Source organism: Aeromonas sp. 601027 (assembly GCF_049174455.1).
GTDB lineage: Bacteria > Pseudomonadota > Gammaproteobacteria > Enterobacterales > Aeromonadaceae > Aeromonas > Aeromonas veronii_A.
In genome coordinates, this window is record NZ_JAAKTN010000001.1 from 128,651 (window position 1) to 153,239 (window position 24,589).

Annotated in this window: 15 protein-coding genes; 10 read left to right on the forward strand and 5 right to left on the reverse strand. The window is 61.7% G+C overall.

What is annotated here, in order from left to right; all coding sequences use genetic code 11:
- Window positions 1–32: 32 nt before the first annotated feature.
- Window positions 33–1,652 (forward strand): methyl-accepting chemotaxis protein, encoded by a 1,620-nt coding sequence (locus tag G5193_RS00585; protein ID WP_421204684.1) that lies wholly within the window; start codon window positions 33–35, stop codon window positions 1,650–1,652.
- 63 nt (window positions 1,653–1,715) lie between these two features.
- Here G5193_RS00585 and G5193_RS00590 read toward each other — a convergent pair whose 3' ends face one another.
- Window positions 1,716–2,318, reverse strand: coding sequence for a DUF924 family protein (locus G5193_RS00590; protein ID WP_421204685.1), 603 nt, complete (start codon window positions 2,316–2,318; stop codon window positions 1,716–1,718).
- Window positions 2,319–2,569: 251 nt separating this feature from the next.
- Between G5193_RS00590 and G5193_RS00595 the strand changes: the two genes are divergently transcribed.
- From G5193_RS00595 to G5193_RS00605, 3 genes are all read left to right on the forward strand, one after another.
- Window positions 2,570–2,710, forward strand: coding sequence for a hypothetical protein (locus G5193_RS00595; protein ID WP_216979039.1), 141 nt, complete (start codon window positions 2,570–2,572; stop codon window positions 2,708–2,710).
- Window position 2,711: 1 nt separating this feature from the next.
- Window positions 2,712–3,632: a DUF808 domain-containing protein gene (locus G5193_RS00600; protein WP_421204686.1), complete on the forward strand. Its 921-nt coding sequence runs from the start codon at window positions 2,712–2,714 to the stop codon at window positions 3,630–3,632.
- A 122-nt stretch (window positions 3,633–3,754) separates the two neighbouring features.
- A complete protein-coding gene (locus tag G5193_RS00605) occupies window positions 3,755–5,551 on the forward strand; it encodes a M3 family oligoendopeptidase (RefSeq protein WP_421204687.1) in 1,797 nt (598 codons plus the stop codon).
- Between the two features lie 63 nt (window positions 5,552–5,614).
- Here G5193_RS00605 and G5193_RS00610 read toward each other — a convergent pair whose 3' ends face one another.
- A complete protein-coding gene (locus tag G5193_RS00610) occupies window positions 5,615–7,021 on the reverse strand; it encodes a nucleobase:cation symporter-2 family protein (RefSeq protein ID WP_421204688.1) in 1,407 nt (468 codons plus the stop codon).
- Window positions 7,022–7,525: 504 nt separating this feature from the next.
- On the opposite strand from G5193_RS00610, the gene ycfP reads away from it, so the two are divergent.
- A complete protein-coding gene (gene ycfP / locus G5193_RS00615) occupies window positions 7,526–8,065 on the forward strand; it encodes an alpha/beta hydrolase YcfP (protein WP_005334000.1) in 540 nt (179 codons plus the stop codon).
- Between the two features lie 74 nt (window positions 8,066–8,139).
- A complete protein-coding gene (locus tag G5193_RS00620; protein WP_421173037.1) occupies window positions 8,140–9,432 on the forward strand; it encodes an NAD(P)/FAD-dependent oxidoreductase in 1,293 nt (430 codons plus the stop codon).
- Window positions 9,433–9,516: 84 nt separating this feature from the next.
- Here the strand turns inward: G5193_RS00620 and G5193_RS00625 are convergent, their stop codons facing one another.
- The 3 genes from G5193_RS00625 to G5193_RS00635 form a co-directional block, all read right to left on the reverse strand.
- Complete coding sequence (locus G5193_RS00625) at window positions 9,517–10,158, reverse strand: energy-coupling factor ABC transporter permease (protein WP_257699128.1); 642 nt, start codon at window positions 10,156–10,158, stop codon at window positions 9,517–9,519.
- Window positions 10,159–10,245: 87 nt separating this feature from the next.
- Window positions 10,246–11,043, reverse strand: a complete 798-nt coding sequence (pflA, locus tag G5193_RS00630) for a pyruvate formate lyase 1-activating protein (RefSeq protein ID WP_005333994.1) — start codon at window positions 11,041–11,043, stop codon at window positions 10,246–10,248.
- Window positions 11,044–11,108: 65 nt separating this feature from the next.
- Entirely contained in the window at window positions 11,109–14,045 is a 2,937-nt protein-coding gene (locus G5193_RS00635; RefSeq protein ID WP_245133507.1) for a sensor domain-containing phosphodiesterase, read from the reverse strand.
- A gap of 135 nt (window positions 14,046–14,180) precedes the next feature.
- Between G5193_RS00635 and G5193_RS00640 the strand changes: the two genes are divergently transcribed.
- The 4 genes from G5193_RS00640 to pbpC all read left to right on the forward strand — a co-directional run bounded on the left by G5193_RS00640 (window position 14,181) and on the right by pbpC (window position 24,232).
- Window positions 14,181–15,869 (forward strand): FAD-dependent oxidoreductase, encoded by a 1,689-nt coding sequence (locus tag G5193_RS00640; RefSeq protein ID WP_421204689.1) that lies wholly within the window; start codon window positions 14,181–14,183, stop codon window positions 15,867–15,869.
- Window positions 15,870–16,083: 214 nt separating this feature from the next.
- Window positions 16,084–16,743, forward strand: a complete 660-nt coding sequence (locus G5193_RS00645; RefSeq protein WP_005333990.1) for a DedA family protein — start codon at window positions 16,084–16,086, stop codon at window positions 16,741–16,743.
- Between the two features lie 165 nt (window positions 16,744–16,908).
- Window positions 16,909–21,798 carry an alpha-2-macroglobulin family protein gene (locus G5193_RS00650; RefSeq protein ID WP_421204690.1) on the forward strand — a complete coding sequence of 1,630 codons (4,890 nt, stop codon included), beginning with the start codon at window positions 16,909–16,911 and terminating at the stop codon, window positions 21,796–21,798.
- A gap of 10 nt (window positions 21,799–21,808) precedes the next feature.
- A complete protein-coding gene (pbpC, locus tag G5193_RS00655; protein WP_421204691.1) occupies window positions 21,809–24,232 on the forward strand; it encodes a penicillin-binding protein 1C in 2,424 nt (807 codons plus the stop codon).
- The last annotated feature ends 357 nt before the right edge of the window (window positions 24,233–24,589 follow it).

A 24,589-nucleotide genomic window follows, 5' to 3' on the forward strand; every position in this document is an offset into this window, starting at 1 on the left:
TGCTAGATAGTTTTCATCTGGAGTGTACGGTTATGAATATTGCTCGTCGACTGCAACTGATCGCGCTGCTGGTGATGCTGACGCTCATTTTTCTCAGTTGGTTCAGTATCAACCGCCTCGATTCGGCCAACCGGGATTTAGGCTATGTGACGGACAATACGGTGCCCAGTATTTCGCTGATTAAGCAAGTGCAGGCCGATTTCTATGAATTGCACTCGCTGGTGCAGACACATGTGCTCAATACCGACACCGGCAAGATGCAGCAGATCGAAACGGGTATCACCGAGATACAGGGACAGATCACTTCACTGCTCGACAAATACAAAGCTGAGATGCTCTCCAATGATGAAGATCGGCGCCTGACCGACGATGATCAACGTATTGTCGCGCAATATTATCAGGAGATAGACAAGGTTCTGCAGCTCTCCAGACAAAACAAGAACGATGAAGCGCGAGACATGCTGGCGGGAGAAGCCACCAGAGTGTTCCAGCAGTTTGCCAAGGCAATCGAGCTTCACGTCAACTTCAATATGGATTTGGGACTGGCGCTCAAGAAGCAGGGCCAGGAGAACTACGACAACAGCCTGCAAACCCTGCTGTTTATCGCCGGTGGCACCATTGTGCTGACGATGGGGCTGTTTGTCTGGTTGTTCAATCAGGTGGCCAATCCTCTTCGCACCGCCATGGATACCCTGACCCGGATCCAGCGCGACCTCAACTTTACCCTCAGAGCGGATGTGAAACAGCAGGATGAGATTGGTCTGACCCTCAATGCGGTCAACCGGTTGCTCGATACGCTGCAACAGACATTTACCGAATTTTCCGTCGGCAGCTTGCAGATCAAGAGCACTGCCGAATCCCTCTCTCAAGCGGCGCAGCACCTCGCCAGCTCGGCCAGTCAGGCCAATGATGCTACCAGTCTGATCGCCGCCGGTGTGGAAGAGATGACGGTCAGCATCACAGATATCTCCCAGCGTACCCAGGAGACGAGCCGTATCACCAATGAGTCAGGGCAGCTGGCTAGCGAAGGAAGCAGAACCATAGATCGTACCGTTCATGCCATCAACGAGATCGCCGACTCCATTCGGCAGGCCTCGGCCGAGGTCATTGCGCTGGGTGAGGGCATTTCGCGCATTGGCGGTGTGGTCAACGTGATCCGTGATGTGGCGGGGCAGACCAACTTGCTGGCCTTGAACGCGGCCATTGAAGCGGCGAGGGCCGGGGAGTCCGGCCGTGGCTTTGCGGTGGTGGCGGATGAGGTGCGCAAACTGGCGGAGCGCACAGCCCAATCCACTCAGGAGATATCTGCCACTGTAGAGGCGATCCAGCAGGAGTCGAACAATACGGTCTCACGCATGCATCTGGTGGAGGAGAAGGTGAGCCAGGGGGTCACCATGGCGACCGAGAGTGGCGCCATTATTGCCGAGATCCGCAGTGCGTCGCACCGGGTGATGGAGCAGGTGGGCGAGATCACCAATGCCATCCGCGAGCAGAGTTCGGCCGCCGAGTCGATCGCTCATCAGGTAGAGCAGATTGCTCAGGTCGTGCAGCAAACCAGCAGCACAGCGGAGGAGACCTCAGCCGCCGCCGAGGAGCTCAATGTCACCACCGAGAGCATCCACCAGCAAATATCCCGCTACCGCATTCAGTAACGCCGACGGTTGTTATCCATCTGCTATCCCCGCCAGCTGGCGGGGATTTTTTATATGGCCTGCTTAGAAACCTGAGCCCGGTTGCTGCAAAAATGCCGCCTCTTCCGGTGTGCTGGTGCGACCGAGTATGTCGTTGCGGTGGGGGAAGCGGCCAAAGCGTTCGATGATCACCTGATGGCGGCGGGCAAAGTCGGCAAATCCGGCAAAGGTCGCCTGCGCCGGTGTGCCAGCCTGCTCGGCAGCGAGTGCCTCGAACAGCGCCACACTTCTGGCCTGTTGTTCGCGGGATTCGGCATGTTCCAGCGGCAGATAGAAGAAGACCCGCTCCAGTGGCGAGAGGGATTTGTCAGCCCCGATGGACAGCCCTTTCAGGCAGAGATCCCTTGCCAGCGGATCCTGGGCAAAGGCCGCAGGCGTGCCGCGATGGATATTGCGGGGCAGTTGGTCGAGCAGCAGGATCAGCGCCAGCCGACCGCTGGGAGTATCGGCCCAGTCGGCCAGCTCCCCGTTGGCGGCCGCCTCTGCTTGCGCGCCAAACTGCTTGGCCAGCAGGGCATCCGTTTCGCTGCTTTTCCCCCACCAGAGGGGGGCTTGCCGTGTGGCCCGCAGGTCATCATCGGCTTCGTCGCCAAACCAGAGATCGAGCAGAGGTTGCCAGGGTTGCATGGGAACTCCTTGAGGTGATTCAGAGGGAACCAGGAACAAATGGCTCAGGGGGGCTGCCGAAACGGCGGCTTCTCGTTACACTGTGCCATCTTTTGCCCGAAAGACGTAACCCCCCGATGGCGAGCGCCGAATTCTTGGCGCGGCCGATGATGGCCTGCGATCGCCATGAGGTGGCCCTCTTGACCCTGGTGGTTATCGGGACGTACACCTCTCTCCCGGGGGTGTTCTCACTGATATAAGGAATCTTTGATATGGCCGGAACCAGTTTGTTGGCCCTGCTCGATGATATCGCCAGCGTGCTAGATGACGTGACGCTGATGACCAAGGTCGTGGTGAACGAGCGCGAGACATTTTTCGGGAAGACGTTTCTCACTGATATAAGGGATCTTTGATATGGCTGGAACCAGTTTGTTGGCCCTGCTCGACGATATCGCCAGCGTGCTTGATGACGTGGCGCTGATGACCAAGATGGCGGCGAAGAAGACCGCCGGGGTGTTGGGGGATGATCTGGCCCTCAACGCGGAGCAGGTCTCCGGGGTGCGTGCCGAGCGGGAGCTGCCGGTGGTGTGGGCGGTGGCCAAGGGGTCATTTCGCAACAAGCTGATTCTGGTGCCCGCCGCCATCGCCATCAGTGCGCTGGTGCCCTGGCTTATCACGCCGCTCTTGATGTTGGGAGGTGCCTACCTCTGCTTTGAGGGGGGCGAGAAGCTGGCCCACAAGTTCCTGCCTCATGAAGTGAGCGAGGGTGAGGCACATACAGCCCCCATTCCCGATGATCTGGTCGCCTTCGAGCAGCAGAAGGTAAAAGGGGCGATCCGCACCGATTTTATTCTCTCTGCCGAGATCATCGTCATCGCCCTTGGCACGGTACAGGGAGCAAGCCTCGCGCTGCAGCTCTCGGTAGTGGCGGGCATCGCCCTGCTGATGACCATCGGGGTCTACGGGTTGGTGGGGCTGATCGTCAAGCTCGATGACATCGGTCTGCATCTGCTGCAAAAGCCCGATGGCAGCGTCCTGCGCCGCGCGGTGGGGCAGGGACTGTTGGTGACGGCTCCTCGTCTGATGCACCTGCTGGCACTGGTCGGCACCATTGCCATGTTTATGGTGGGTGGTGGCATTCTGGTGCATGGCTGGCCTTTTGCCCATCACCTGATTGAAGGCGCAGCCGCTGTTGTCGCCACCCTGCCCACAGTAGGGGCCGTACTGGCGGCGGTGACGCCGACCCTGCTCAACGCCGTGGCCGGTGTGGTGGCGGGTCTGCTGCTGGTTGTCTTGATGACGCTGGTGAGCCGTCTTGCCCCGGCCAAGGGATAAGCGAGCTTGCGGGCCATGTTCTCTTTTTCCTCTCTTCATTTTTTGGCCTTCGGGTTGCCCGGTCTCTGACTTGCTGCCCGCAGGTCTGTTGCGCCTCCCGATAAAGGCCTTTGCGAGAAGCTATGTATCAACAACAGTGGAATAACGACCATATCTACCCGGGCCTCGACAGCACCGAGCTGGAAGCGGACATGCGCGCAGCCCGCCACGCGCTGGAAGAGCTGGCCAGCTATATGGTGGGTCTGGACGGGGTGCGCGATGATGACGCAGCGCTGCTGGATTTCTTGCGGGAAGTGCGGTTGCGCGCCCGTGATATTCGCCATATCGGCTGGAACGTCGCCATTCTGGCCGCGTGCCGCGGCAGTCAGGATGCGCGGGATCCGCAGGCCAAACAGCTGGCGTCCCGTGCCCGCGCCCTTAATGCCGATCTGTTCAAGACGCTGGCGCCGGTGGAAGATCTGATGCTGGCGTTGCCGGAAGAGAAATTCGCCGCGCTGATGAGTGATCCGCTGCTCGGTGAGGAGGCGTACCGCTTGGGCCATGAGCGTCGTTTGCAGGATCAGCGCTTGCCGGTGGCGGCGGAGCAGCTGGTGATCGGTCTGGGCACCGATGGTCTGCACGCCTGGGGCAACCTCTATAACGATCTGGTGGGCAAGATCCGTTTGACCATTGATGGCCGCGAGATGGGGCTGGCCGAGGCGAGCAATCTGCTCTCCAGCCCGATACGTGCGCTGCGTTTAGAAGCCTTTGATGCCATCAGTGCTGGCTGGGAGGGAGAGCAGGAGACGGTGGCCGCCATCCTCAATGCCCTCAACGGCTGGCGGCTGGAGCTGGCCCGCCAGCGTGGCAACACCCGGTTGCTCGATGCGCTGGATCTCTCTTGCCACCAGAGCCATATCGAGCGTGCCACCCTCGATGCCCTGATGAGCGAAACCTGGCGAGCCCGTGGGTTGGGTCAGCGCGCCCTGGGGCTGATGGCCGAGCGCCTTGGTCTCGACGATCTGGGGCCGGAGGATCTCTTTGCGCCGCCGCCGGCTTCCAGCAGCCGCGACATTCCTTTTGATGAGGCGATCGCGCTGATTGCCGATGCCTTTAGCCGATTCGATCACGAGATGGGTGCATTTGCCCGTATGATGGCCGAGAAGGGGTGGATTGATGCGGCGCCCACGCAAAATCGCCGCACCGGCGCCTATTGCACCAAGTTTGCCGAACCGGTCGAGCCGCGGGTCTTCGTCACCTATGCCGGCACCATGGACAACGTCATTACGCTGGCCCATGAGCTGGGCCACGCCTGGCACAACTGGTTGATCCGCGATCTGCCGATGAGTCAGCGCAGCTATCCCATGACGCTGGCCGAAACGGCCTCCATCTTTGCCGAGACTCTGGTGCGCAGCGCCCTGTTCGAGCAGGCAGAAAGTCCCGAAGAGCAGTTGGCGATCGCTTGGGCCGAGGCCGATGGCGCAGCTACCTTCCTGGTCAATATCCCAGCCCGTTTCGACTTCGAGCGGGCGCTGGTGGCCGAGCGGGAGCATGGCTATGTTGCGCCGGCCCGCCTCAAGGAGCTGACCGATGAGGCGTGGGGACGCTGGTATGAGAAGAGCCTCTGCCGCTATCACCCCATGTTCTGGGCGGCCAAGGCGCACTTCTCCATCGCGGGGCTGGGTTTTTACAACTACCCCTATCTGTTCGGTTACCTGTTCAGCCTCGGGGTCTATCAGCAGTTGACGAGCCGCAAAGCGGCGGGGGAAGCGGGAGTGGCCGAGGCGTATCGCGCCTTGCTGCGCGATACCGGCCGGATGAGCGCCGAAGATCTGGTAGCCAAGCATCTGGGGCAGGATATCCGTGAGGCCGCCTTCTGGCAGGGGAGTCTGGCACAAGTAGCGCAGGCGGTAGAGCGCTTCACGCAGTTGCCTGCCTGATTGGGTCAGCGGTGATATGAACAACAGGCCCCCGGACAGTCTCGCTGTCCGGGGGCCTGTTTGTTATGCCTGCTCTTGCTGCGGTTTGATGGGGCCAACGAACAGGGGGCGGGTCTGGTGAGTCAGATCCGGCTGATAGCCGTTGAAGAAGAGGTTGAGCAGCACCGAGCTGATGGTGGCCAGCAGGATACCGCTATGAAAAAGCGGTTGTAGCTGCGCCGGAAGCTGCTGGAAAAAATTCCCGGAGACCGTCGGGATCATGCCAATTCCGAGACTGATGGCGACGATATAGAGGTTGTGACGGTTGCTGTTGTAATCGGTGCGCGCCAGGATGCGAATGCCGGTGGCCAGCACCATACCGAACATCACGATACCGGCGCCCCCCAGCACGAAGGGCGGGATGGAGGCGACCAGCACCGACATCTTGGGGATGAGGCCAAAGGCGAGCAGGATCCCCCCCGACATCACGCAGACCCAGCGACTAGATACTCCGGTCACGCTCACCAGACCGATATTCTGGGAGAAGGAGGTGTGGGGGAAGCTGTTGAATATCCCACCAATAATGGTGCCGATGCCATCCACCCGCAGCCCGCGCACGATATCACCGCGCCTGGCCGGATGGCCGACGATGTCGCCAAGGGCCAGAAACATCCCCATCGACTCGATAAAGGTGATCAGCATGATCACCGTCAGGGTGGCGATGGAGATGGGATCGAAGGTGGGCCAACCAAACGCAAACGGCACTATGGGGGCAAACCAGGCTGCCTCGCCGAGGCCATCGAGGCTTACTTCGCCCATGGCGATGGCCACCGCGAAACCGAAGATGATCCCGAGCAGCACCGAGATATTGCTGAAAAAGCCCTTGGTGAAGCGGGTCACCAGCAGGATAAAGACGAGCACCAGAAAGCTGGTGCCGATATAGCGCAGGCTGCCATATTCCGGATTACCCTTGCCCCCCGCCATCCAGTCGATCCCCACCTGCATGATGCTGATCCCGATGGAGGTGATAACCACCCCGGTGACGACGGTGGGGAAGAGCGGCATCAGCCGGCCTATCAGGGGCACCAGCAGGGTCGAGATGATGCCAGCGGCTATGGTGGCGCCGAAGATGCCCGTCAGCCCCAGATCCGGGTTGGCTCCGATGGCCAGCATGGGCATCACGGCGGCAAAGGTGACCGACATGATGACCGGCAGCCGGATCCCGGCAAAGCGGCCAATCCCGACACATTGCAGCAGGGTGACGATGCCGCAGCAGAAGAGATCCGAACTGATGAGGTAGGAGATCTGCTCCTTGGGCAGCCCCAGACTGCCGCCAATCACCAGTGGCACCGCCACGGCGCCGGCGTACATCACCAGCACATGTTGCAGGCCCAGGGTAAATAGTTGGCCCATGGGGAGCATGCGCTCCACTTCATTCACCGGGCGCTTGCGCGCACCCGGTCGGGGGGAGGGGGGATTGGTCTCGTTCATGAACAGATCACTCCTTGAAGCCCGCGCAACTGCTACAGGCAAGATAGTGAAAGCCGCAGCTTTCCCGGTCATTGATCTCGTGTATTGACAGAGGAGCCAGATCCCTCGGCAGTAGTGAGAGGGAGCCGGTGCAGCACGGGTCAGTGCACAAAACATGCACAACGCCGCTCACGAGCGAAAACGTTTGGCGATAACGCCTTGTTTTTGCGGGATGAGTCACATACCGGCCAGATAAGTGCCCGGCTGCTGGCAGGGGAAGGAGGTGGGGGCATCTCAGATTGGTAAGGGATTTATCATTATCGGTCTGGCGATCTCACTTTGATAGCCGGGCACCAGAGGGTTGCTCGCAATGCGCCTCTCTGCATGTGACGGCGCTCGCGGGCTGCTGGGCGCAAACAGGGGCGGGGCGTGATCCAAAGCAAGAAAGTTGGATGTTTTGGTGGCGCACGGGGCCGCCGCTGGGGTAGTTTCGATAAAACCGACACAGATCCTGAGGTCTTATCCATGATCATCTATCTGCATGGCTTTGATGCCACCAGCCCAGGCAATCACGAGAAAGTGCTGCAGTTGCAGTTTATTGATGATGATGTGCGTTTCGTGCACTACAGCACGGTTCACCCCCGTCATGATATGAGCCATCTGCTCAAAGAAGTGAAAAAACAGCTCGATATGAGTACCGATCCCAAACCGCTGATCTGCGGCGTGGGTCTTGGTGGCTACTGGAGCGAGCGGATCGGCTTTCTGTGCGGCATTCGCCAGGTGATCTTCAACCCCAACCTCCATCCTGAAGAGAACATGCAGGGCAAGATCGACCGGCCGGAAGAATATGACGATATCGGTACCAAGTGTGTAACTGAATTTCGTAAGAAAAATTCAGGAAACTGCCTGTGTATCCTTTCCGTTCAGGATGAAGTGCGCGATAATCGGGACACTGAACGTGAATTGAAGAACTATTACGACATCGTGTGGGATGAGCGCGAGACTCATAAGTTCAAAAATATCTCGCATCATCTGCAGCGGATGAAGGCCTTCAAAGAAGCCTGATCCATCACGTCGACCGATTTCGTTTTAGGGAGCCAATGGCTCCCTTTCGTTTTGAGGAACCGAGGAAAATCATCATGATGAATATTGTCGTTGTAGGCGGCGGCGCCGGTGGCCTGGAGCTGGCCACCAGTCTGGGTCGCAAGCTTGGCAAGAAGAACAAGGCCAAGATCACTCTGGTCGATCGCAACCGCACCCACCTGTGGAAACCCCTGCTGCACGAAGTGGCCACCGGCTCCATGGACGCGGGCATCGATGCCCTGAGCTACCAGTCTCACGCCAAGAACCACGGTTTCGACTTCCAGCTCGGCACCCTGACCGACATCAAGCGTGACGATAAACGCATCGTGCTGGCCCCGATCCACGACGACAATGGCGACATCGTGGTCAACGAGCGCGAACTGCCCTACGACTATCTGGTGATGGCCATCGGTTCTGTCTCCAACGACTTCAACACCAAGGGCATCAAGGATCACTGTATTTTCCTCGATAGCCCCTCCCAGGCGCACCGTTTCCACAACAGCATGATGAACCGCTTCCTGCAGTTCGCCACCGAATATAAGCCGGGCGACAAGGTGAAGATTGCCATCGTCGGCGGCGGCGCAACCGGCGTCGAGCTCTCTGCCGAGCTCTACAATGCGGTCGAGCAGCTCTACGCCTACGGCTTCAAGAACCTCACCACCGACAGCCTGAAGGTGACCCTGGTGGAAGCGGGCCCGCGCATTCTGCCGGCTCTGCCGGAGCGCATCAGCGGCGCCGCCCATCAGGAGCTGGTCAAGCTGGGTGTGGACGTGCGTACCGCCACCATGATCACCGAAGCGACCAGCGACGGTCTGCACACCAAGGATGGCGAGCTGATTGAAGCGGATCTGATGGTGTGGGCGGCCGGTATCAAGGCACCTGACTTCATGAAGGATATCGCTGGTCTTGAGACGAACCGCATCAACCAGCTGGTGGTGAAAGAGACCCTGCAGACTACCCGTGACGAGAGCATCTTCGTTATCGGTGACTGCGCTGCCTGCCCGCAGCCGGATGGCAAGTTTGTGCCGCCGCGCGCCCAGTCTGCCCACCAGATGGCCAGCCAGGCGTTCAAGAACATTCTGGCCAAGATGAACGGCGGCGAGATGAAGCCCTACCTCTACCACGACCACGGTTCGCTGGTCTCCCTCAGCCGCTTCTCCACCGTGGGCAGCCTGATGGGCAACCTGATGCGTGGATCCATGATGGTCGAGGGCTACATTGCCCGTCTGGTCTACATCTCCCTCTACCGGATGCACCAGATCGCCCTGCACGGCTATGTCAAGACCGGCCTCATCATGCTGGTGGGTCGCATCAACCGTGTGCTGCGTCCGACCCTGAAGCTGCACTAAGCCAAGGTTTGACAGAATTCGGAATACCAAAAGGAGAGGCGATGGCCTCTCCTTTTTTATGGGCGCAGATCAGGAAAGAGAGCGTTACTTGCCCAGATAGGTACGGTCGAAGAAGGTATTGACCCAGTGAGGGCGGTAGATGGCCAGCACCGTCATCGCCATGCCGTTGAGCAGGGCTTCGGGGAACAACAGCAGTGGCCAGATGGAGAGGTAATCCGCCGTGATGGTGTGCCAGGGGTAGCTGTCACTCAGCCCCATCAGCAACGCACTGGCGGCCACCTTGACCGAGATGGTGATGGCGCCGCCGAGAAAGGCGGCCACGAAGATATAGACAAAGAGATGGCGCGGCAGCCAGGCCCAGCTGGCCAGAAACAGCAGCCAGCTGGTGGCTACCGGCAGGGCGATGCCAACCAGTGCCTGCCAGCCAAAATCGGCCAGATTGGTGACACCGAAGTAACCGAGCACCAGCAGGGTCAGGCAGGGGGCGAGCAACGCCAGTCGCCAGCCCAGCAGCAGGGTGAGGGAGGTGAGCCCGAGAAAATGGACCTCCAGCCCCTCATGCAGACCGGCCCTTAGATACCAGAGCGGCACCAGCGCGATGGCACTCCCCAGCAGCAGGTGCTGATAGAGGGGGTTGTCATAGAGGGTTTGCCACAGGGAGCGGCGCAGGCTGAAGGCCAGCAGTACCAGCCAGATCAGGAGGGCGGCGAGTTGTCCTTCACTCATCTTGTCGTCCATTTATGCAGTAGAGTCCGGGCGGTCTTCCCGACCGCCCATAGCAGAGCAGGCTGACGAGTCAGCCTGCTTTTACCATCAATATTTGACGTTGTTGTGGTACTTGCCGAGGATGCCCTTGACCCGTTCCATGGTCTCCTTGCTGGGGGGCTTGATCCCGCTCAGCTCGTACGGATCGCCCAGCACGTCCCACTTGTGTTTGCCCAGCTCATGGTAGGGGAGCAGCTCCACCTTCTCCACGCTCTCGCCCAGCTCGGCGATGAACTGGCCCAGCCCTTCGGCGCTCTCGTCGTCATCGCTCCAGGTCGGTACCACCACGTAGCGGATCCACATGGTCTTGCCTTTGGCCGCCAGATAGCGGGCAAACTCCAGGGTGTATCTGTTGCTGACGTGAGTCAGCGGAATGTGTTTCTCGTCATTGATCTGTTTGATGTCGAGCAGCACCAGATCGGTCTGGTCGAGCAGCTTGTCCACCTGTTCGTCGAGATGACGGACGAAGCCGTTGGTGTCGAGACAGGTGTGGATCCCTTTCTCTTTGCAGGCGGTAAAAAGTTCGGTAATGAAAGCCGGTTGCAGCATGGCTTCACCGCCGGACGCTGTCACGCCACCGCCGGAGGCATTCATGAAGTGGCGATAGCTGGTGATGTCACTCATCAACTCCGGTACGGTCACTTCGCGGCCACCTTCGGTATCCCAGGTATCGCGGTTGTGGCAGTACTTGCAGCGCATCAGGCAGCCTTGCATGAATACGATAAAGCGTATTCCCGGGCCATCGACAGTGCCGCAGGTTTCGACGGAATGGATCCGGCCAACGGTGCCGTGAGCTCCGGCTGGCTGGCTGATTTCAACGGCAGGGATCCGATTAATGACAGACATAAACAACTCCAACGATTCGAGCAGGCCGTTATTTTATTACATAAACCCCTATTGATCCTACACCTTTAGTCCGGCGCCCGGCTGCCAAGCAGCTGCTCCAGCCCCTTGACGGTGAGCGGCCGACTGGTGAGAAACCCTTGATAATGCTGGCATCCCAGCGCTTTGAGGATGGCCAGCTGCGCCTCCTCTTCCACCCCTTCGGCGGTGACGGTAAAACGAAAGACCTGGGCCAGATCGAGTATCGCCTTGACGATGGCTCTGTCCTGTTCGCTGTGTACCAGGGTCTGAATGAAGCTTCTGTCCAGCTTTACCTCATCGGCGGGCAGATCCCGCAGATAGGCCAGCGACGAGTAGCCTGTGCCGAAGTCGTCGATGGAGATGAGGATGCCGAGCTCCTTGAGCTGGCGCATTCTGGCGATACTCTCCTGCCGATTCTCCAAGACTACCGATTCGGTCACCTCCAGCAGCAGGCGGGAAGGGGGCACACCGGTGTCGCGCAAGATGTACTCCACCTGTTGTACGAAGCCCTGGGTGTGGAACTGGCGGGCACTGACGTTGACCGACAGATGGGGGATCTGCAGGCCACGGTTGAGCCAGAAGCTGTATTGGGCGCAGGCGGTCTTCATCACCCAGTAACCGATTTCGAGGATCAGGCTGGTCTCTTCGGCGATGGGGATAAACTCCCCGGGTGGCACCATGGTGCCGTCGCTGCGCTGCCAGCGCAGCAGCGCCTCGATACCCGACAGCGAGCCATTGTCGACCCGGTATTGAGGTTGATAGTGGAGCTGCAGCTCGTGATGACGCAGGGCATCGCGCAGCTCATTGGTGAGGGTCAGCCGATTTTTCTCGTGCTGGGCCATCGCCTCGGTAAAGAAGACGTAGTGGCCCTGACCGGCGCGCTTGGCCATGTGGGTCGCGGTGTCGGCCTGTTGCATCAGGACCAGATGATCCGTCTCGTTGCCGGAGAAGAGGCTGATCCCCACCGAGGCGCTGCAGTGCAGTTTGTGATCACCGATGTCGAACGGGGTGCGAAACAGCCCCATCAGCTCGCGGGCGAAGTGCTCTGCCAGAATTTTGGCGGTGACCTCGCCTTGTCCGAGCTGGGTAAAGAGCAGGGCAAACTCATCCCCCGAGATGCGCGCCTGCACCAGATTGTCCTGGGGCAGCTCCCTGAAACGCTGCACCACGGCCTGCAGCAGCAGATCGCCGCAGGCATGACCGAGGGAGTCGTTGATCGACTTGAAGTTGTCGAGATCCACCAGCAGCAGGGCGCCCCACTGGCCGTTGGGGGCGCTCAGGGTCTGCTGCAAAATATGGTTGAGGCTGCGGCGGTTGTGCAGACCGCAGAGATCGTCGTAGTAGGCGAGCTGCTCGATATGTCTGGCTGCCTCTTGTTCCTGGGTGATGTCGTAGAAGCTGCAGATAAAGTGGCTGAGCTCCCCCTGCTCATCCTTGACGCCGTTCACCATCAAGCGCACCGGAAAGAGGTGACCATCCTTGTGCAGGCAGCGCTCTTCCCCGAGCCAGAACTCCTGCTCGTTGACGGTGCGGCTGACATCTTCCTTGAGATGATCCCCGTAGTAGGTGGGGCGCAGCTTGCGAATGGAGTGACCGATCACCTCTACCTCGCCAAATCCGGTGATCCGGCTGAAGGAGTGGTTGACCTTGAGGATGATGCCGTTGTGATCCATCACGATCAGCCCATCGTGGGTATTAAAGGCTACCTCAGCCAGCCGCAGGGCATCGTCGGTGGCGAGGCGCTTGAGCTCGATGGCGGCCCGCTCGTGCTGGCTGCTCAATAGATCCAGAAGCTGTTCGGGCTCCTCGAGGGGGGTATCGAGCAGCAGGGTGATCTGGCCAATGGGGGCGCCGCTCTGGCCATGGAGTGGAATGCCGATGTAGGCGCTGGCGTTGAGGGCCAGCAGCCGGGTCGCCTTGGGATAGCGCACGGGCAGATCTTCCACATAGATGGCCTGACCATGCTGGAACAGCTCCTGAGCGGGGCCGGGGTCGAGCTGGATGGGCTTGAGGGTGGAGCAGATCTCCTCGTTGATGACGCAGCGGGGGATGATCCAGAGATCCTGACCGCGGGGTTGGAACTCGCCGATCCAGCCCACCCGGGCACCGCTGGCGCTCATGGCCCAGCTTACCAGCGTCTTGCAGTAGTCGATGCCGGTCTGCTGGTGCAGTTCGGGCGGGAGGGCCAGCTCGGCGCGGTGCTCTTCCGGTTGCGGTTGCCAGTGGCCGAGCAGCTGGGCGCTGCTGCGCACCAGTTGCAACATCTCCTCGCTAAGCGGGGTGGGATCGAGATACTCCAGACTCAGCACCCCGAACAGCTTGTCCTGCTCCAGCAGGGCACCATCAAGGCGTGAGCGCACACCGGCACTGGTCAGATAGAGGTGATTGCTCAGCATCGGCTGGTGGGCGGCCTCCGAGAAACTCAACGCTTTGCGGGTACGCAGGGCGCGGATATAGCGGCTGTCACCACGAATGGGGTAGAGCGCTTCGACCCCCAGGGTGAACACCGGGGTGAGTTGCTCGCTGCCGAGATCGCCGTTGGCCTGATAGTGCCAGAGGATGAGCCGATCGGCCCCCAAACTCTCTTTAAGGGCCTCGAGCAGGGGCGCATACTGTTGCTGGCTCGCCATCTGGCTGAGGCGCGGCAGTTGCAATGCCAGATCGGCGATGGGCTCCTGACGAAGGTTCTGCAGACAGATGAGCCAGAAGCCATCCTGCTCGTGAGCGAGGGCGATGTGCCAGAGCTGGCTGGCAAAGCGCACGGTGATCTTGCCGCCATGGCCGTTGGCCAGCAGTTGTTCGATGGGCAGGCGCAGGGCATCGGGCAGCTGGGCAGGCCAGGGAGCACGCGGCTCGTCGAGCCAGTAGAGCGGGGTTTGCATCACGTCGGTCAGGGCGACCAGCCGTTGACTGCGCAGGTCCAGACGGAAAAAGAGCGGCGTCTGGAGGGCAGGAGGAAGATGACTGAGTGCGGTAGACGACATGAACAAACAACATCCTGTTAAGCAACCGTCGGGGTTGCAAGAATACTGCAAAATGGTGTGAAACAAAATTTCATTGAATTCTAAATTAGAAAAGTCTAATTTATTGCCCATTATCATGTATGAGGAGTCTTGCAGATGAAACGGATCCTGATTATCGGTGGTGTCGCGGGGGGCGCATCGGCGGCGGCTCGTGCTCGTCGTTTGAGTGAAGAGGCAGAGATCGTGATGTTCGAGCGGGGCGAGTTTGTCAGCTTCGCCAACTGCGGTCTGCCCTATCACATCGGGGGCGATATCCCCGACCGGGATGCCTTGCTGCTGCAGACTCCCCAGAGTTTCAAGCGCCGTTTCAACGTCGATGTGCGGGTCTTCCACGATGTGATTGAGATCGACAAGGCGGGCAAGACCTTGCTGGTGCGCAACCTGCAAACCGGTGAAGAGCAGCGCGAGCATTACGATGTGCTGCTGCTGAGCCCGGGGGCGGCGCCGATCCGTCCTCCCTTCCCCGGTATCGACAGCCCCCATGTCTATACCCTGCGCAACATCTCGGACATGGATCGCATTCTGGCGGCCCTGCATCACGATCAGCCACGCCACGTCACCGTGGTGGGCGCCGGCTTTATCGGGCTGGAGATGATGGAGGCGCTGCACCAGCGCAAGCTGGATGTCACATTGCTGGAGCTGGCCGATCAGGTGATGGCGCCGGTGGACAAGGAGATGGCCAACATGCTCCATGCCCGCATCCGGGAAGAGGGGATCGACCTTCGCCTGCGCACCGGCCTCACCGCCATCGAGAGTCTGGATCTGCCTGCCGAGAAGACCTCCGCCGTGCCGACCGCCAAAAGCGGTGGCCTGCGCCTGACCCTCAATGACGGTTCCCATCTTGATACCGGTCTTTTGATCCTCGCCATCGGCGTCAAGCCGGAAACCCTGCTCGCCGCCAAGGCAGGGCTGGAGCTGGGCCCACGCGGCGGCATCAAGGTCGATGCCGGGATGCGTACCTCGGATCCCTTCATCTACGCGGTGGGGGATGCGGTGGAAGAGATAGACTTCGTCACCGGCGAATCTGTGCTGATCCCGCTGGCGGGCCCGGCCAACCGGCAGGGGCGCATCGCCGCCGACAACATGCTGGGCCGAAGCGAAACCTACAAGAAGACGCAAGGGACCGCCATCTGCAAGCTGTTCGATCTGGCGGTGGCCAGCACTGGCCTCAACGAGAAGCGACTGGTGCAACTGGGATTGCCGTTCGAGAAGGTTTATGTCCATCCGGGCAGCCACGCCGGTTACTACCCGGGCGCACATCCGGTCAGCCTCAAGCTGCTGTTTGCCCCGGATGGCAAGATTTACGGTGCCCAGGCCATCGGCAAGGATGGCATCGACAAGCGCATCGACGTGCTGGCGGTGGCCCAGCGCGCCGGTCTCACCGTGTTTGACCTGCAGGATCTGGAGCTCACCTATGCGCCGCCGTTCGGCTCAGCCAAGGATGTGATCAACATGGCGGGCTTTGTGGCGAGCAACCACCTGAAGGGGGACACCCTACTCTGCCACGTGGCCGAGGTGCAGGCTCGTAACCCCCATCAGCTGGTGGTGGATGTGCGCAATGGCCCGGAGCTCGACAAGCTGGGCCGCATTCCGGGGGCGCTGCATATTCCCCTCGACGAGTTGCGCAGCCGCCTCCATGAGTTGCCCAAAGAGAAAGAGCTGCTGATCAGCTGTCAGGTCGGGCTGCGCGGCCATGTCGCCTGCCGCTTGCTGAGCCAGCACGGCTTCAAGGTGAAAAACCTCTCCGGCGGCTTCAAAACCTGGCTGATGGCCACCGCCGAGTAACCGTTTTATTTCTGTGCCTGTTTGCCCCTCTCCCTTGTGCGTGCAAGATGAGGGGCTTTTTATCTCTGCTGTTTGCCCTCCTTGCATCCCCTAATTGCAGCAATATTTCGACACACTTTATTTCCTGTGCCGGACAAAATTAACGTTTTGTTCAGGGGATGGGTGCTATAACCCCTGCCTCGTTCATGATGAACCGTGTAGTAGGGAGAGTGACATGCTGGATATGCTGATGGCCATTTGGCATCAGGATTTTGACGCCCTGGTTCAGATGCAGGCGGTACCCCTGCTGATCAGTTGCCTGATGCTGGTACTGCTGCTGGAGTCCGCATTCGTCTTCCTGCCCCTGCCGGGGGACAGCCTGGTACTGCTGGCCGGTGGATTGGTGGGCATGGGGGTGTTTGGCCCTGAAGTAACACTTATTTATCTGCCGTTGGCTGCTGGCATAGGTTCTGTGCTCGCCTATTGGCAGGGACGGGCCCTGCAGCGTACCCGCTTTATGGATCATATCGAGCGGATGCTGCCTCCCGACAGCCTGCCCAAGGCGACCCGGCTGCTGAAAAAGTACGGTTTTCTGGCGATGTTCTCCTCCCGTTTTATCCCGTTCGTGCGGGTGCTGACCCCCATGCTGATGGGGATTGGCCGCCTGAGCGTGCTGCGGATGTGCGTGGCCAGCTTTGCCAGTGCCTTTATGTGGGCGCTCTGCCTCAGTTTGGTGGGCAAGCTGGCGATGAATACCCCCTTCTTCCTCCACCACAGCGAACTGTTGACCCGGGCCCTGCTGATTACCTCGCTGGTGCTGTTTCTGGCGGCCGTCATGGCCATCCTGTTTCGCTGGTTCAAAGGCGGAGCAAAAAACGAGACCAGCCACGACTAGATGACAACCCTTGCCGCACTGGATCAGTGGGCAAGGGGGTTCTCGTGCTGCAGGGGCGCGGAATTGTGCCCATTCGGGTAATGAGCTTTGTGTCGGGTGAGCAGGATGCCTTATCCTGTTTCCAGCCACGCTGCGTTTGCAGCGCTCCAACTCGGGATGGAACCTATGCGCCTCTTCGACTCTCCCTCTGCTTCTCACCGCTCTACCGCCGGAACCGGCGCTCTGCGCCGCCGCTGGCCGGCCCTGCTGCTGGCGGGGCTCACTGCGCTGCTGCTGAGCGGCTGTGGCCCCGACAAGCCTGTCGCCAATGAGCCGACCACGCAAGCGGCTGCCGCGCAGCAGGAAGCGGGCGCCCCAAGCGCCGTGGTGCAGGCGAATGCCCGTCAATATCGGGATGCGCCGGCGCTGGCGCTGGTCTTCTCCGGCCAATTGGCGCCCAAGGCAAACTGGCAGAGCTGGCTCGGGGTCAGTGAAGGGGGCAAGCAGGTGCAGGGGGAGTGGATCCTCGCCGACGATGGCCGCACCCTCTACTTCCCGAACGTGCAGCCCGACAAGAGCTATGAGGTGAGTCTCAAGGCGGGGCTGGGCCCATCCCCCCAGAGTTGGACCCTCAAGACCCGGCCGCTGGAGGCGGGAGCCTCTTTTACCGCCAGCGGTATGGTATTGCCGCTGCGTCAGGAACTTCGCCTGCCCATCAGCGCGGTCAACGTGGATGAGGTCAATATCGACTTCTTCCGGGTCGATGCGGAATATCTGCCCCGTTTCCTGGCGGAATATCGCCCCGGCGCCGGCATGGGCAACTGGGAGCTCGAGCAGATCACCAAGCGGGCCAAGCGGGTGTTCAGCGGCCGCTATGCGCTGGAGCTCGATGCCAACCGGCGCGAGACCCGCCTCATCAATGTGAAGGAGCCGCAGCTGGCCGAAGCTGGCGTCTACTTTGCGGTGATGTCGCCCCTTGGCAACTACGACTGGCGCAAGGAGACCACCTATTTTGCGGTGAGCGACATGGGGCTCAGCGCCCGCCGCTACCGCGATCAGCTGGAGGTATTCGTCAGCTCCCTGGCCAGCGCCGAGCCGCTCAAGGATGTGCAGCTCTCTCTGCTCGATGAGAAGGGCAACAGGTTGCAGGTGCAAACCACCGATCCGCAGGGCCATCGCCGCTTCGATCAGGTGCAGGGAGCCCGCCTGCTGCTGGCCGAGCAGGGCAACCATCTGGCGGTGCTGCGCCTCGACGGGGCGGCGCTCGATCTTTCCACCTTCGATCTCGGCACCCAGCCCTGGCAGGCCCAGCAGCTCTATCTGTTCAGCGGGCGCGACCTCTATCGCCCCGGCGAGCGGCTCGACAGCGAGATCCTGCTCAAGGGGCAGGATGGCCAGCTGTTGCCCGGCATGGCGGTGGAGCTGGAGGTGAAACAACCGGACGGTCAGCTGCTCGAACAGAAGCGGCTGCTACCGGATAGCCTTGGCGCCGCCCACTACGGTCTGCGATTGCCGGATGATGCGCCGCTGGGGCGCTGGACCATCAACCTCAAGACCGCCGCCGGCAGTCGCTTCGAGTGGCCCTTTCTGGTGGAGGAGTTCTTGCCGGAGCGGCTGAAACTGCAGCTTGGCAAGGGGCCGGATGGCGAAGTCACTGATTTGGACGCGGCCCTCACTCTGCCGCTGCAAGGGGACTATCTCTATGGCGCGCCGGCCAGTGCCACCAAGGCGAAGGCGGAGGTGAAGTTAAGCCGCGCCACCATGCCCTTTACCCAGTGGCAGGAGTTCACCCTGGGGGATGTGCTGCTCGCCGAGCAGGCCAAGGATCTCGAGGCGCGGAGTCTCACCCTCGATGCGCAGGGGCGGGGGGCTTTTTCGCTGGCTGATGAACTCGATGGGGTGCGCGGTCTTGGGCCGCTGGAGGTGGCCTATCGGGTGTCGCTCGCCGAGCCTGGTGGCCGCGCCGTCAATCGCAGCCGCACCCAGTATGGCTGGCCTGCAGGCAGCCAGTGGCCGGCACTCAAGGCCGACTTCGTGGCGGATCGGGTAGAGGGGGGCAAGCCGCTCCCCTTCCAGATCCTCAACCTCGATGACAAGGGCCAGCCGGTGGCGGGGGCGGTGAAGGTGCGGCTCATCAACGAGTACCGCGACTACTACTGGCACTACGCCGATGGGGAGGGGTGGAAGTACGAGTTCAACAGCCAGCCCTATCTGGAGCAGGAGCAGACCCTGCAGCTGGATGGCAAGGGGCCGACCCCGCTCACGCTGCAACTGGCGGCGGGCTGGTATCGGTTGGAGGTGGAGAACAGTCAGGGCCATCAATCGAGCCTGCGGGTGGAGATCGGCAGTTACGCCTGGGGCGGCGGTGGCGAGCAGGCACGGCCTGACAAGATTGCCATCACCCTCGACAAGCGTGCCTATCAGGCGGGTGACAAGGCCAAAGTGACCCTGGTGGCGCCGCGCCCCGGCAAGGGCTTGCTGCTGGTGGAAGATGGCGACGGCCTGCGCTGGTGGCAGCGCATCGAGCTCAAGGGCGCCGGTGGCGATGCCAAGGATGCCCGCGGCGAGTTCGAGATCCCGGTCAGCCCCGAGTGGGAGCGTCATGACCTGCATATCTCGGCCCAGATCGCCGCGCCAGACAGTGCCTCCAAACCGTCCGGCAAGCAACAGGGGCAGAGCCTGCGCTCGGTCGGTCTGGTGCCGCTCACCCTGGATCGGGAAGCGCGCCGTCTGCCGCTCACCCTGAGTGCGCCGGACAAAGCGGTGCCGCTCACCCGGCTGGAAGTGACCGCCACCTCCACCCCCAACAGTCAGGGCCGCGTGGTGCTGGCCGCGGTGGATCGGGGCGTGCTCAACATCAGCGACTACCAGCCGCTCGACCCGTTCGAGATCTTCTTTGGTCGCAAGCGCTTCGCCCAGGATTTGTTCGACAACTACGGTCAGGTGATCCCGCCGCAGGATGGCAAGCTGGCCCGCCTCAACTACGGGGGTGACCGGGCGCCGCTGAAAAAGGGCGGCGCGCTGGAGAGCCGGGTCGAGATCGCCGCACTCTGGAGCGGCGAGGTGAGTTTTGATGAGAGCGGCAAGGCGATGATCCCGCTCGATCTGCCCAACTTCAACGGCGAGCTGGCGCTGATGGCGCTTGCCTGGAACGAACAGCAAGTGGGTGAGGCTGAGCGCGCCGTCAAGGTAGTAGCGCCCTTGGTGGCCGAAATTGGCTGGCCGCGCTTTGGCGCCAGAGGGGATGAGACCCGGGCGCTGGTACAGCTGCGCAACATGAGCGGTGAGGATCAGACCCTCTCCCTTGTCTGGACCCTCAACGGTGGGCTCAAGGCAAATGGCGAACTGCCCGGCACCCTGGCCCTGAAAAACGGCGAGGAGCAGTGGCTGACCCTGCCGCTCACCGTGACCGGAGCAAGCGGCGTGGCAAGCCTGCAGTTGGCGGCCAGCGGCAAGGATTTTGCCATCAGCCGCGACTGGTATCTGCCGCTACGCTCCCCCTGGCCGGCCGAGACGCGCCAGCGCTACCAGATGCTGGCCCCCGGCCAGCAGATGAGCTTTGCGCCAGCTGAGCTGGCTGGGCTGGATCGCGCTAACCTGCAGGGGCTGCTCAGCCTCTCCGGCACCCCGCCCTGGGATCCGGCTGCCCAGTGGCAGGCGCTGGCCGACTACCCCTACGCCTGTCTGGAGCAGACCCTGTCCCGTGCCTGGCCTTACTTGCTGACCACGGCGGATGAGCGGGCCGCCTGGCGCAAAACCGCAGAGGGCAAGAAGGCGGCGAGTGAGGCGGATGTGCAACGCGCCCTGCTGCAACGGCTGCAGCGGTTGCAACTGCCAAGCGGTGGCTTTGGCCTCTGGGATGGCCGCTCCGACGAGGAGCAGTGGCTCACCGCCTATGCTGCCGACTACCTGCTGGCGCGCAAGGAGGCGGGCGACGCAGTGCCGGAGGCAATGCTCAATCAGGCGCTGAACCGGTTGCAAAGCTATCTCACCGACAGTCAGTATGGCGAGCGCTGGAGCAGTGCACCCGAGCACAGCCGGCTGGCCTATCAGGCCTACAGTGCCTATGTGCTGGCCCGGGTGGGCAAGGCACCGCTCGCTACCCTGCGCCTTATCTGGGAGCAGCAGGCCGATCACGCTCGCTCCGGTTTGCCGCTGCTCCACCTCTCGCTGGCCCTCTCGGCCATGGGGGATGAGCAGAACGCCGCCAAGGCCCTCAATCGGGCGTTGGCGACCGAGCGCGGGGACGACTATCTGGGGGATTACGGCTCACCGCTGCGTGATGAAGCCCTTGAGCTCTCCCTGCTGCGCCAGCACAAGCTGGCTGCGGATCGCTGGCCAGCCCTCAGTGCCAAGGTGGCCGATACCCTGGCTCACAGTCAGTGGCTCAGCACCCAGGAGCGGCTCGCCCTGTTGCGACTTGCCCGCTTCGATCCGGCCGTCGACTGGCAGGCCAAGGTGACCTCCTCTCTTGGCAGCGGATCCCTGAGCGGTTCGGCCCCGTTGCAGCAGGGCACCCCCGAGGCACTGGCCGCGAGCACCATCACCAACGAGGGCAAGGGCTCCCTCTATGTGCAGCGTACCCTGATTGGCTACCCCGAACAGGCACCGGCACGGGTCAGCAAGGGGATGAGCGTGACCCGCAGCTGGTTCAACAGCGATGGTCAGCCGTTTGATCCCGCCAAAGTGAAGGTGGGTGATCTGGTGGTGGTGCGGCTCAACGTCAGCAGTGAATCGGCGGTGCCCGATGCCCTGCTGGTGGAGATGGTGCCCGCTGGCTTCGAGCTGGAGAACCCGGCTCTTGGCAACAGCATCAAGCTCGAAGAGCTCTCCATCGAGGGGAAACCGGCGTGGCAGAGCGAATGGAATGACTACCTCAAGCATCAGGAGTTTCGCGACGACCGCTACACGGCGGCGCTGGATCTGAGCGAGGGGAGCAACCAGCAACTGGTCTACCTGATGCGGGCGGTGACGCCGGGTCGCTATCAGGTGCCGCCGACCCAGGTGGAGGATATGTACCGGCCCGAGCTGCGGGCTGTGGGTGAGGATATCCACGAGGTAACTATCTCTGAGTAGCTGGCGCTTGATGGGTCGCAGACGCTCTCTGAGCAACGTTCCTTCCAGTGAGCGGGTTCGCCCGCTCACTTTCTGGCAGCGTGGTTGGCTGAAATTAGGTTGCAGTGGCCGCGCTGGCTGGCGCTGGCTTGGTCGTTTGCCACGCTGGCTGCGTTTCTCGGTATTGGGCGTCATCACCCTATGCCTGTCGCTACTAGCGCTGGATCGACTCTTTCCGCCGCCGCCACTCGACCCTGCCTACGCACGGGTGGTGCTCGACATGAAGGGGCGGCCGCTGCGCGCCTTTGCCGATACCAGCGGGGTGTGGCGCTACCCCGTGACTCTGGAGCAGGTCTCCCCCCGCTATATCGAGGCGTTGCTGGGCTACGAGGATCGCTACTTCTGGCGTCATCCCGGGGTCAATCCGGTGGCCATGGTGCGCGGGGTCTGGCAGTGGCTGCGCTACGGGCGGGCTGTGTCGGGGGGCTCGACCCTCACCATGCAGGTGGCGCGTCTTATCGAGCCCTACCACAGGAGCGTGCCCGGCAAGCTGCGCCAGATGGCGCGCGCGCTGCAGCTGGAGTGGCACTATGACAAGCGCACCCTGCTCACGGTCTATCTGAACCGGGCGCCGTTTGGCGGCAATCTGGAGGGGGTGCAGGCGGCAAGTTTTGCCTACCTTGGCAAGAGCGCCGCCAGGCTGACCCATGCCGAGGCTGCGCTGTTGGCGGTGCTGCCGCAGGCCCCCAGCCGCAACCGGCCGGACCGGCATCCCGAGCGGGCTCGCGCGGCTCGCGACAAGGTGATGCAGCGGCTGGTGGCGCAGGGGGTCTGGCCCGAACAGGCGTGGCTGGAGGGGCGCATCGAGCCGGTGCTGGCTCGCGGTCACTTCACGCCGATGGAGGCGCCGCTCTTTGCCCGCCTCGCCGCCGACAATCAGGCGGGGGCGCTGGTGCACACCACCATAGACGGCGATCTGCAGCGCTGGCTGGAGGGGCGGGTGGCGAGTTATATCCGTCGCTTCCCCGAGCAGACCTCAGCGGCGTTGCTCTTGGTAGACAACAAAACCATGGCGGTACGCGCCTATGTGGGCAGCGCCGAGTATGGCAATTTGCGCCGCCACGGTTATCTCGACATGGTGCAAGCGATCCGCTCCCCCGGCTCTACGCTCAAGCCCTTTATCTACGGTCTGGCGATGGACGAAGGATTGGTGCACTCGGCCTCCCTGCTCTCCGATGCGCCAAGGCTGGGATCTGACTATCGCCCCGCCAACTTCTCCGGCGCCTTTCAGGGGCCGGTGACCCTCGCCCAAGCGCTGCAGCAATCCCTCAACGTGCCGGCGGTGCAGGTGTTGGAGGCGCTTGGGCCGGACAAGCTGGTCAGCCGCCTCGACAACGCCGGGGTGAGGCTGGCCCTTTCCGACAAGCCCAATCCGGCCATCGCGCTGGGGGCGGCAGGCATTCGGCTCGAGCAGTTGGTGGCGCTCTACAGCGCACTGACCCGGCAGGGGCAGGTGGCGATGCCGGTCTGGCTGGCAGGGCAGCAGGCGGTGTCACGTCCCTTGCTGAGCCCGGGGGCAGCCTGGATCATCTGGCAGATATTGAGCGCGCAGGGACGGGCGGATCAGCCCTTTGCTAGCGAGGCGACCGGCCGGGTCAACCGGCTGGCCTGGAAGACCGGCACCAGCTATGGCTATCGCGACAGCTGGGCGATGGGGGTCTCCGGTCGCTGGACCATCGGCGTCTGGCTGGGGCGCCCCGACGGCACCCCCATGCCCGGTTTCTACGGCCAGAGTGCGGCGGTGCCGCTGCTGCTCTCGGTCTACTCGCGGTTGGCTGACAACAGCCCTCTGCCGATACAACCCAACACGGTGAGCGAGGCCGAAGTTTGCTGGCCGCTGGGGCGCAAGGCCAACACGACCCTGCCTGAGGCCTGTTTGCAGCACCAGAGTGCCTGGTTGCTGGAAGGGCGTGATCCTCCCACCTTGCCGGATCCCATGGATTGGCCCTCGCCGCTACGACAGGTTGCTCTCACTGTCGGGGGCAAGCCGACGCTGACCCGTTGTCCCGATGCGGCGCAATCCGGTTTTAGGGCGCTCTGGCCATTGTCGCTGGAGCCTTGGCGGGTGCCCGGCGAGCGGCGCCAGGCGCTGCTCGCCAGCGGTTGTGCAGGAGAGGGGCAGAGCGCCGAGCTGCAGGCCCCCATTCGCATCGTGGCGCTGGGGGAGGGCAACCTTATCCGCAGCCAGCGCTATCGGCTGCAGCCCAAAGTGCTGGGCGGTGTCGGCAAGCCGGCCTGGTTTCTCAACGGCCAGCGGCTGCGTTGGGATGGCGATCAGGTGCTGAGCGAGGCGGGTCGTTATCAGCTGGTGGTAGTGGATGAGGCGGGCAACAGCGATCGCATCGAGTTTCGTGTGGTGCATCCTGACAGTGATGCCAGCACCATCACCCGTTGATCGTTTTGCCGACAGCCATTGAGGTGAATGTAATTAACCATTTGAAATGCATCAATATTTGATTGGATGAATTAATTTGTGAATAATTACGAGTTCATTCAAATCCAATCGGGAGTTCTCTTTTGCTGCGTGTTCTGTGTCCCTTGCTGGTGCTGATTAGTTCGGGTTGTGCCACAACCAATCATGGTGATCACCATGTTTCTCCTGAACGAACCGGGTTCTATTCACCTTTCGAACCTGCTTCCGAGAGTTTTGCGCGTTGCTATCAGAAACAGTTTGCCTGTACCCCTGCCAATATCCGCCGTGACAGGGCGATGGAGGCGCGCAGGCAGGCGCAAGAGCGGGCCAATCACCGGG

Coding starts and splice junctions, on each gene's coding strand:
- G5193_RS00585 (WP_421204684.1), top strand. CDS start 33: ATGAATATTGCTCGTCGACTGCAACTGATCGCGCTGCTGGTGATGCTG.
- G5193_RS00590 (WP_421204685.1), bottom strand. CDS start 2,318: ATGCAACCCTGGCAACCTCTGCTCGATCTCTGGTTTGGCGACGAAGCC.
- G5193_RS00595 (WP_216979039.1), top strand. CDS start 2,570: ATGGCCGGAACCAGTTTGTTGGCCCTGCTCGATGATATCGCCAGCGTG.
- G5193_RS00600 (WP_421204686.1), top strand. CDS start 2,712: ATGGCTGGAACCAGTTTGTTGGCCCTGCTCGACGATATCGCCAGCGTG.
- G5193_RS00605 (WP_421204687.1), top strand. CDS start 3,755: ATGTATCAACAACAGTGGAATAACGACCATATCTACCCGGGCCTCGAC.
- G5193_RS00610 (WP_421204688.1), bottom strand. CDS start 7,021: ATGAACGAGACCAATCCCCCCTCCCCCCGACCGGGTGCGCGCAAGCGC.
- ycfP (WP_005334000.1), top strand. CDS start 7,526: ATGATCATCTATCTGCATGGCTTTGATGCCACCAGCCCAGGCAATCAC.
- G5193_RS00620 (WP_421173037.1), top strand. CDS start 8,140: ATGATGAATATTGTCGTTGTAGGCGGCGGCGCCGGTGGCCTGGAGCTG.
- G5193_RS00625 (WP_257699128.1), bottom strand. CDS start 10,158: ATGAGTGAAGGACAACTCGCCGCCCTCCTGATCTGGCTGGTACTGCTG.
- pflA (WP_005333994.1), bottom strand. CDS start 11,043: ATGTCTGTCATTAATCGGATCCCTGCCGTTGAAATCAGCCAGCCAGCC.
- G5193_RS00635 (WP_245133507.1), bottom strand. CDS start 14,045: ATGTCGTCTACCGCACTCAGTCATCTTCCTCCTGCCCTCCAGACGCCG.
- G5193_RS00640 (WP_421204689.1), top strand. CDS start 14,181: ATGAAACGGATCCTGATTATCGGTGGTGTCGCGGGGGGCGCATCGGCG.
- G5193_RS00645 (WP_005333990.1), top strand. CDS start 16,084: ATGCTGGATATGCTGATGGCCATTTGGCATCAGGATTTTGACGCCCTG.
- G5193_RS00650 (WP_421204690.1), top strand. CDS start 16,909: ATGCGCCTCTTCGACTCTCCCTCTGCTTCTCACCGCTCTACCGCCGGA.
- pbpC (WP_421204691.1), top strand. CDS start 21,809: ATGGGTCGCAGACGCTCTCTGAGCAACGTTCCTTCCAGTGAGCGGGTT.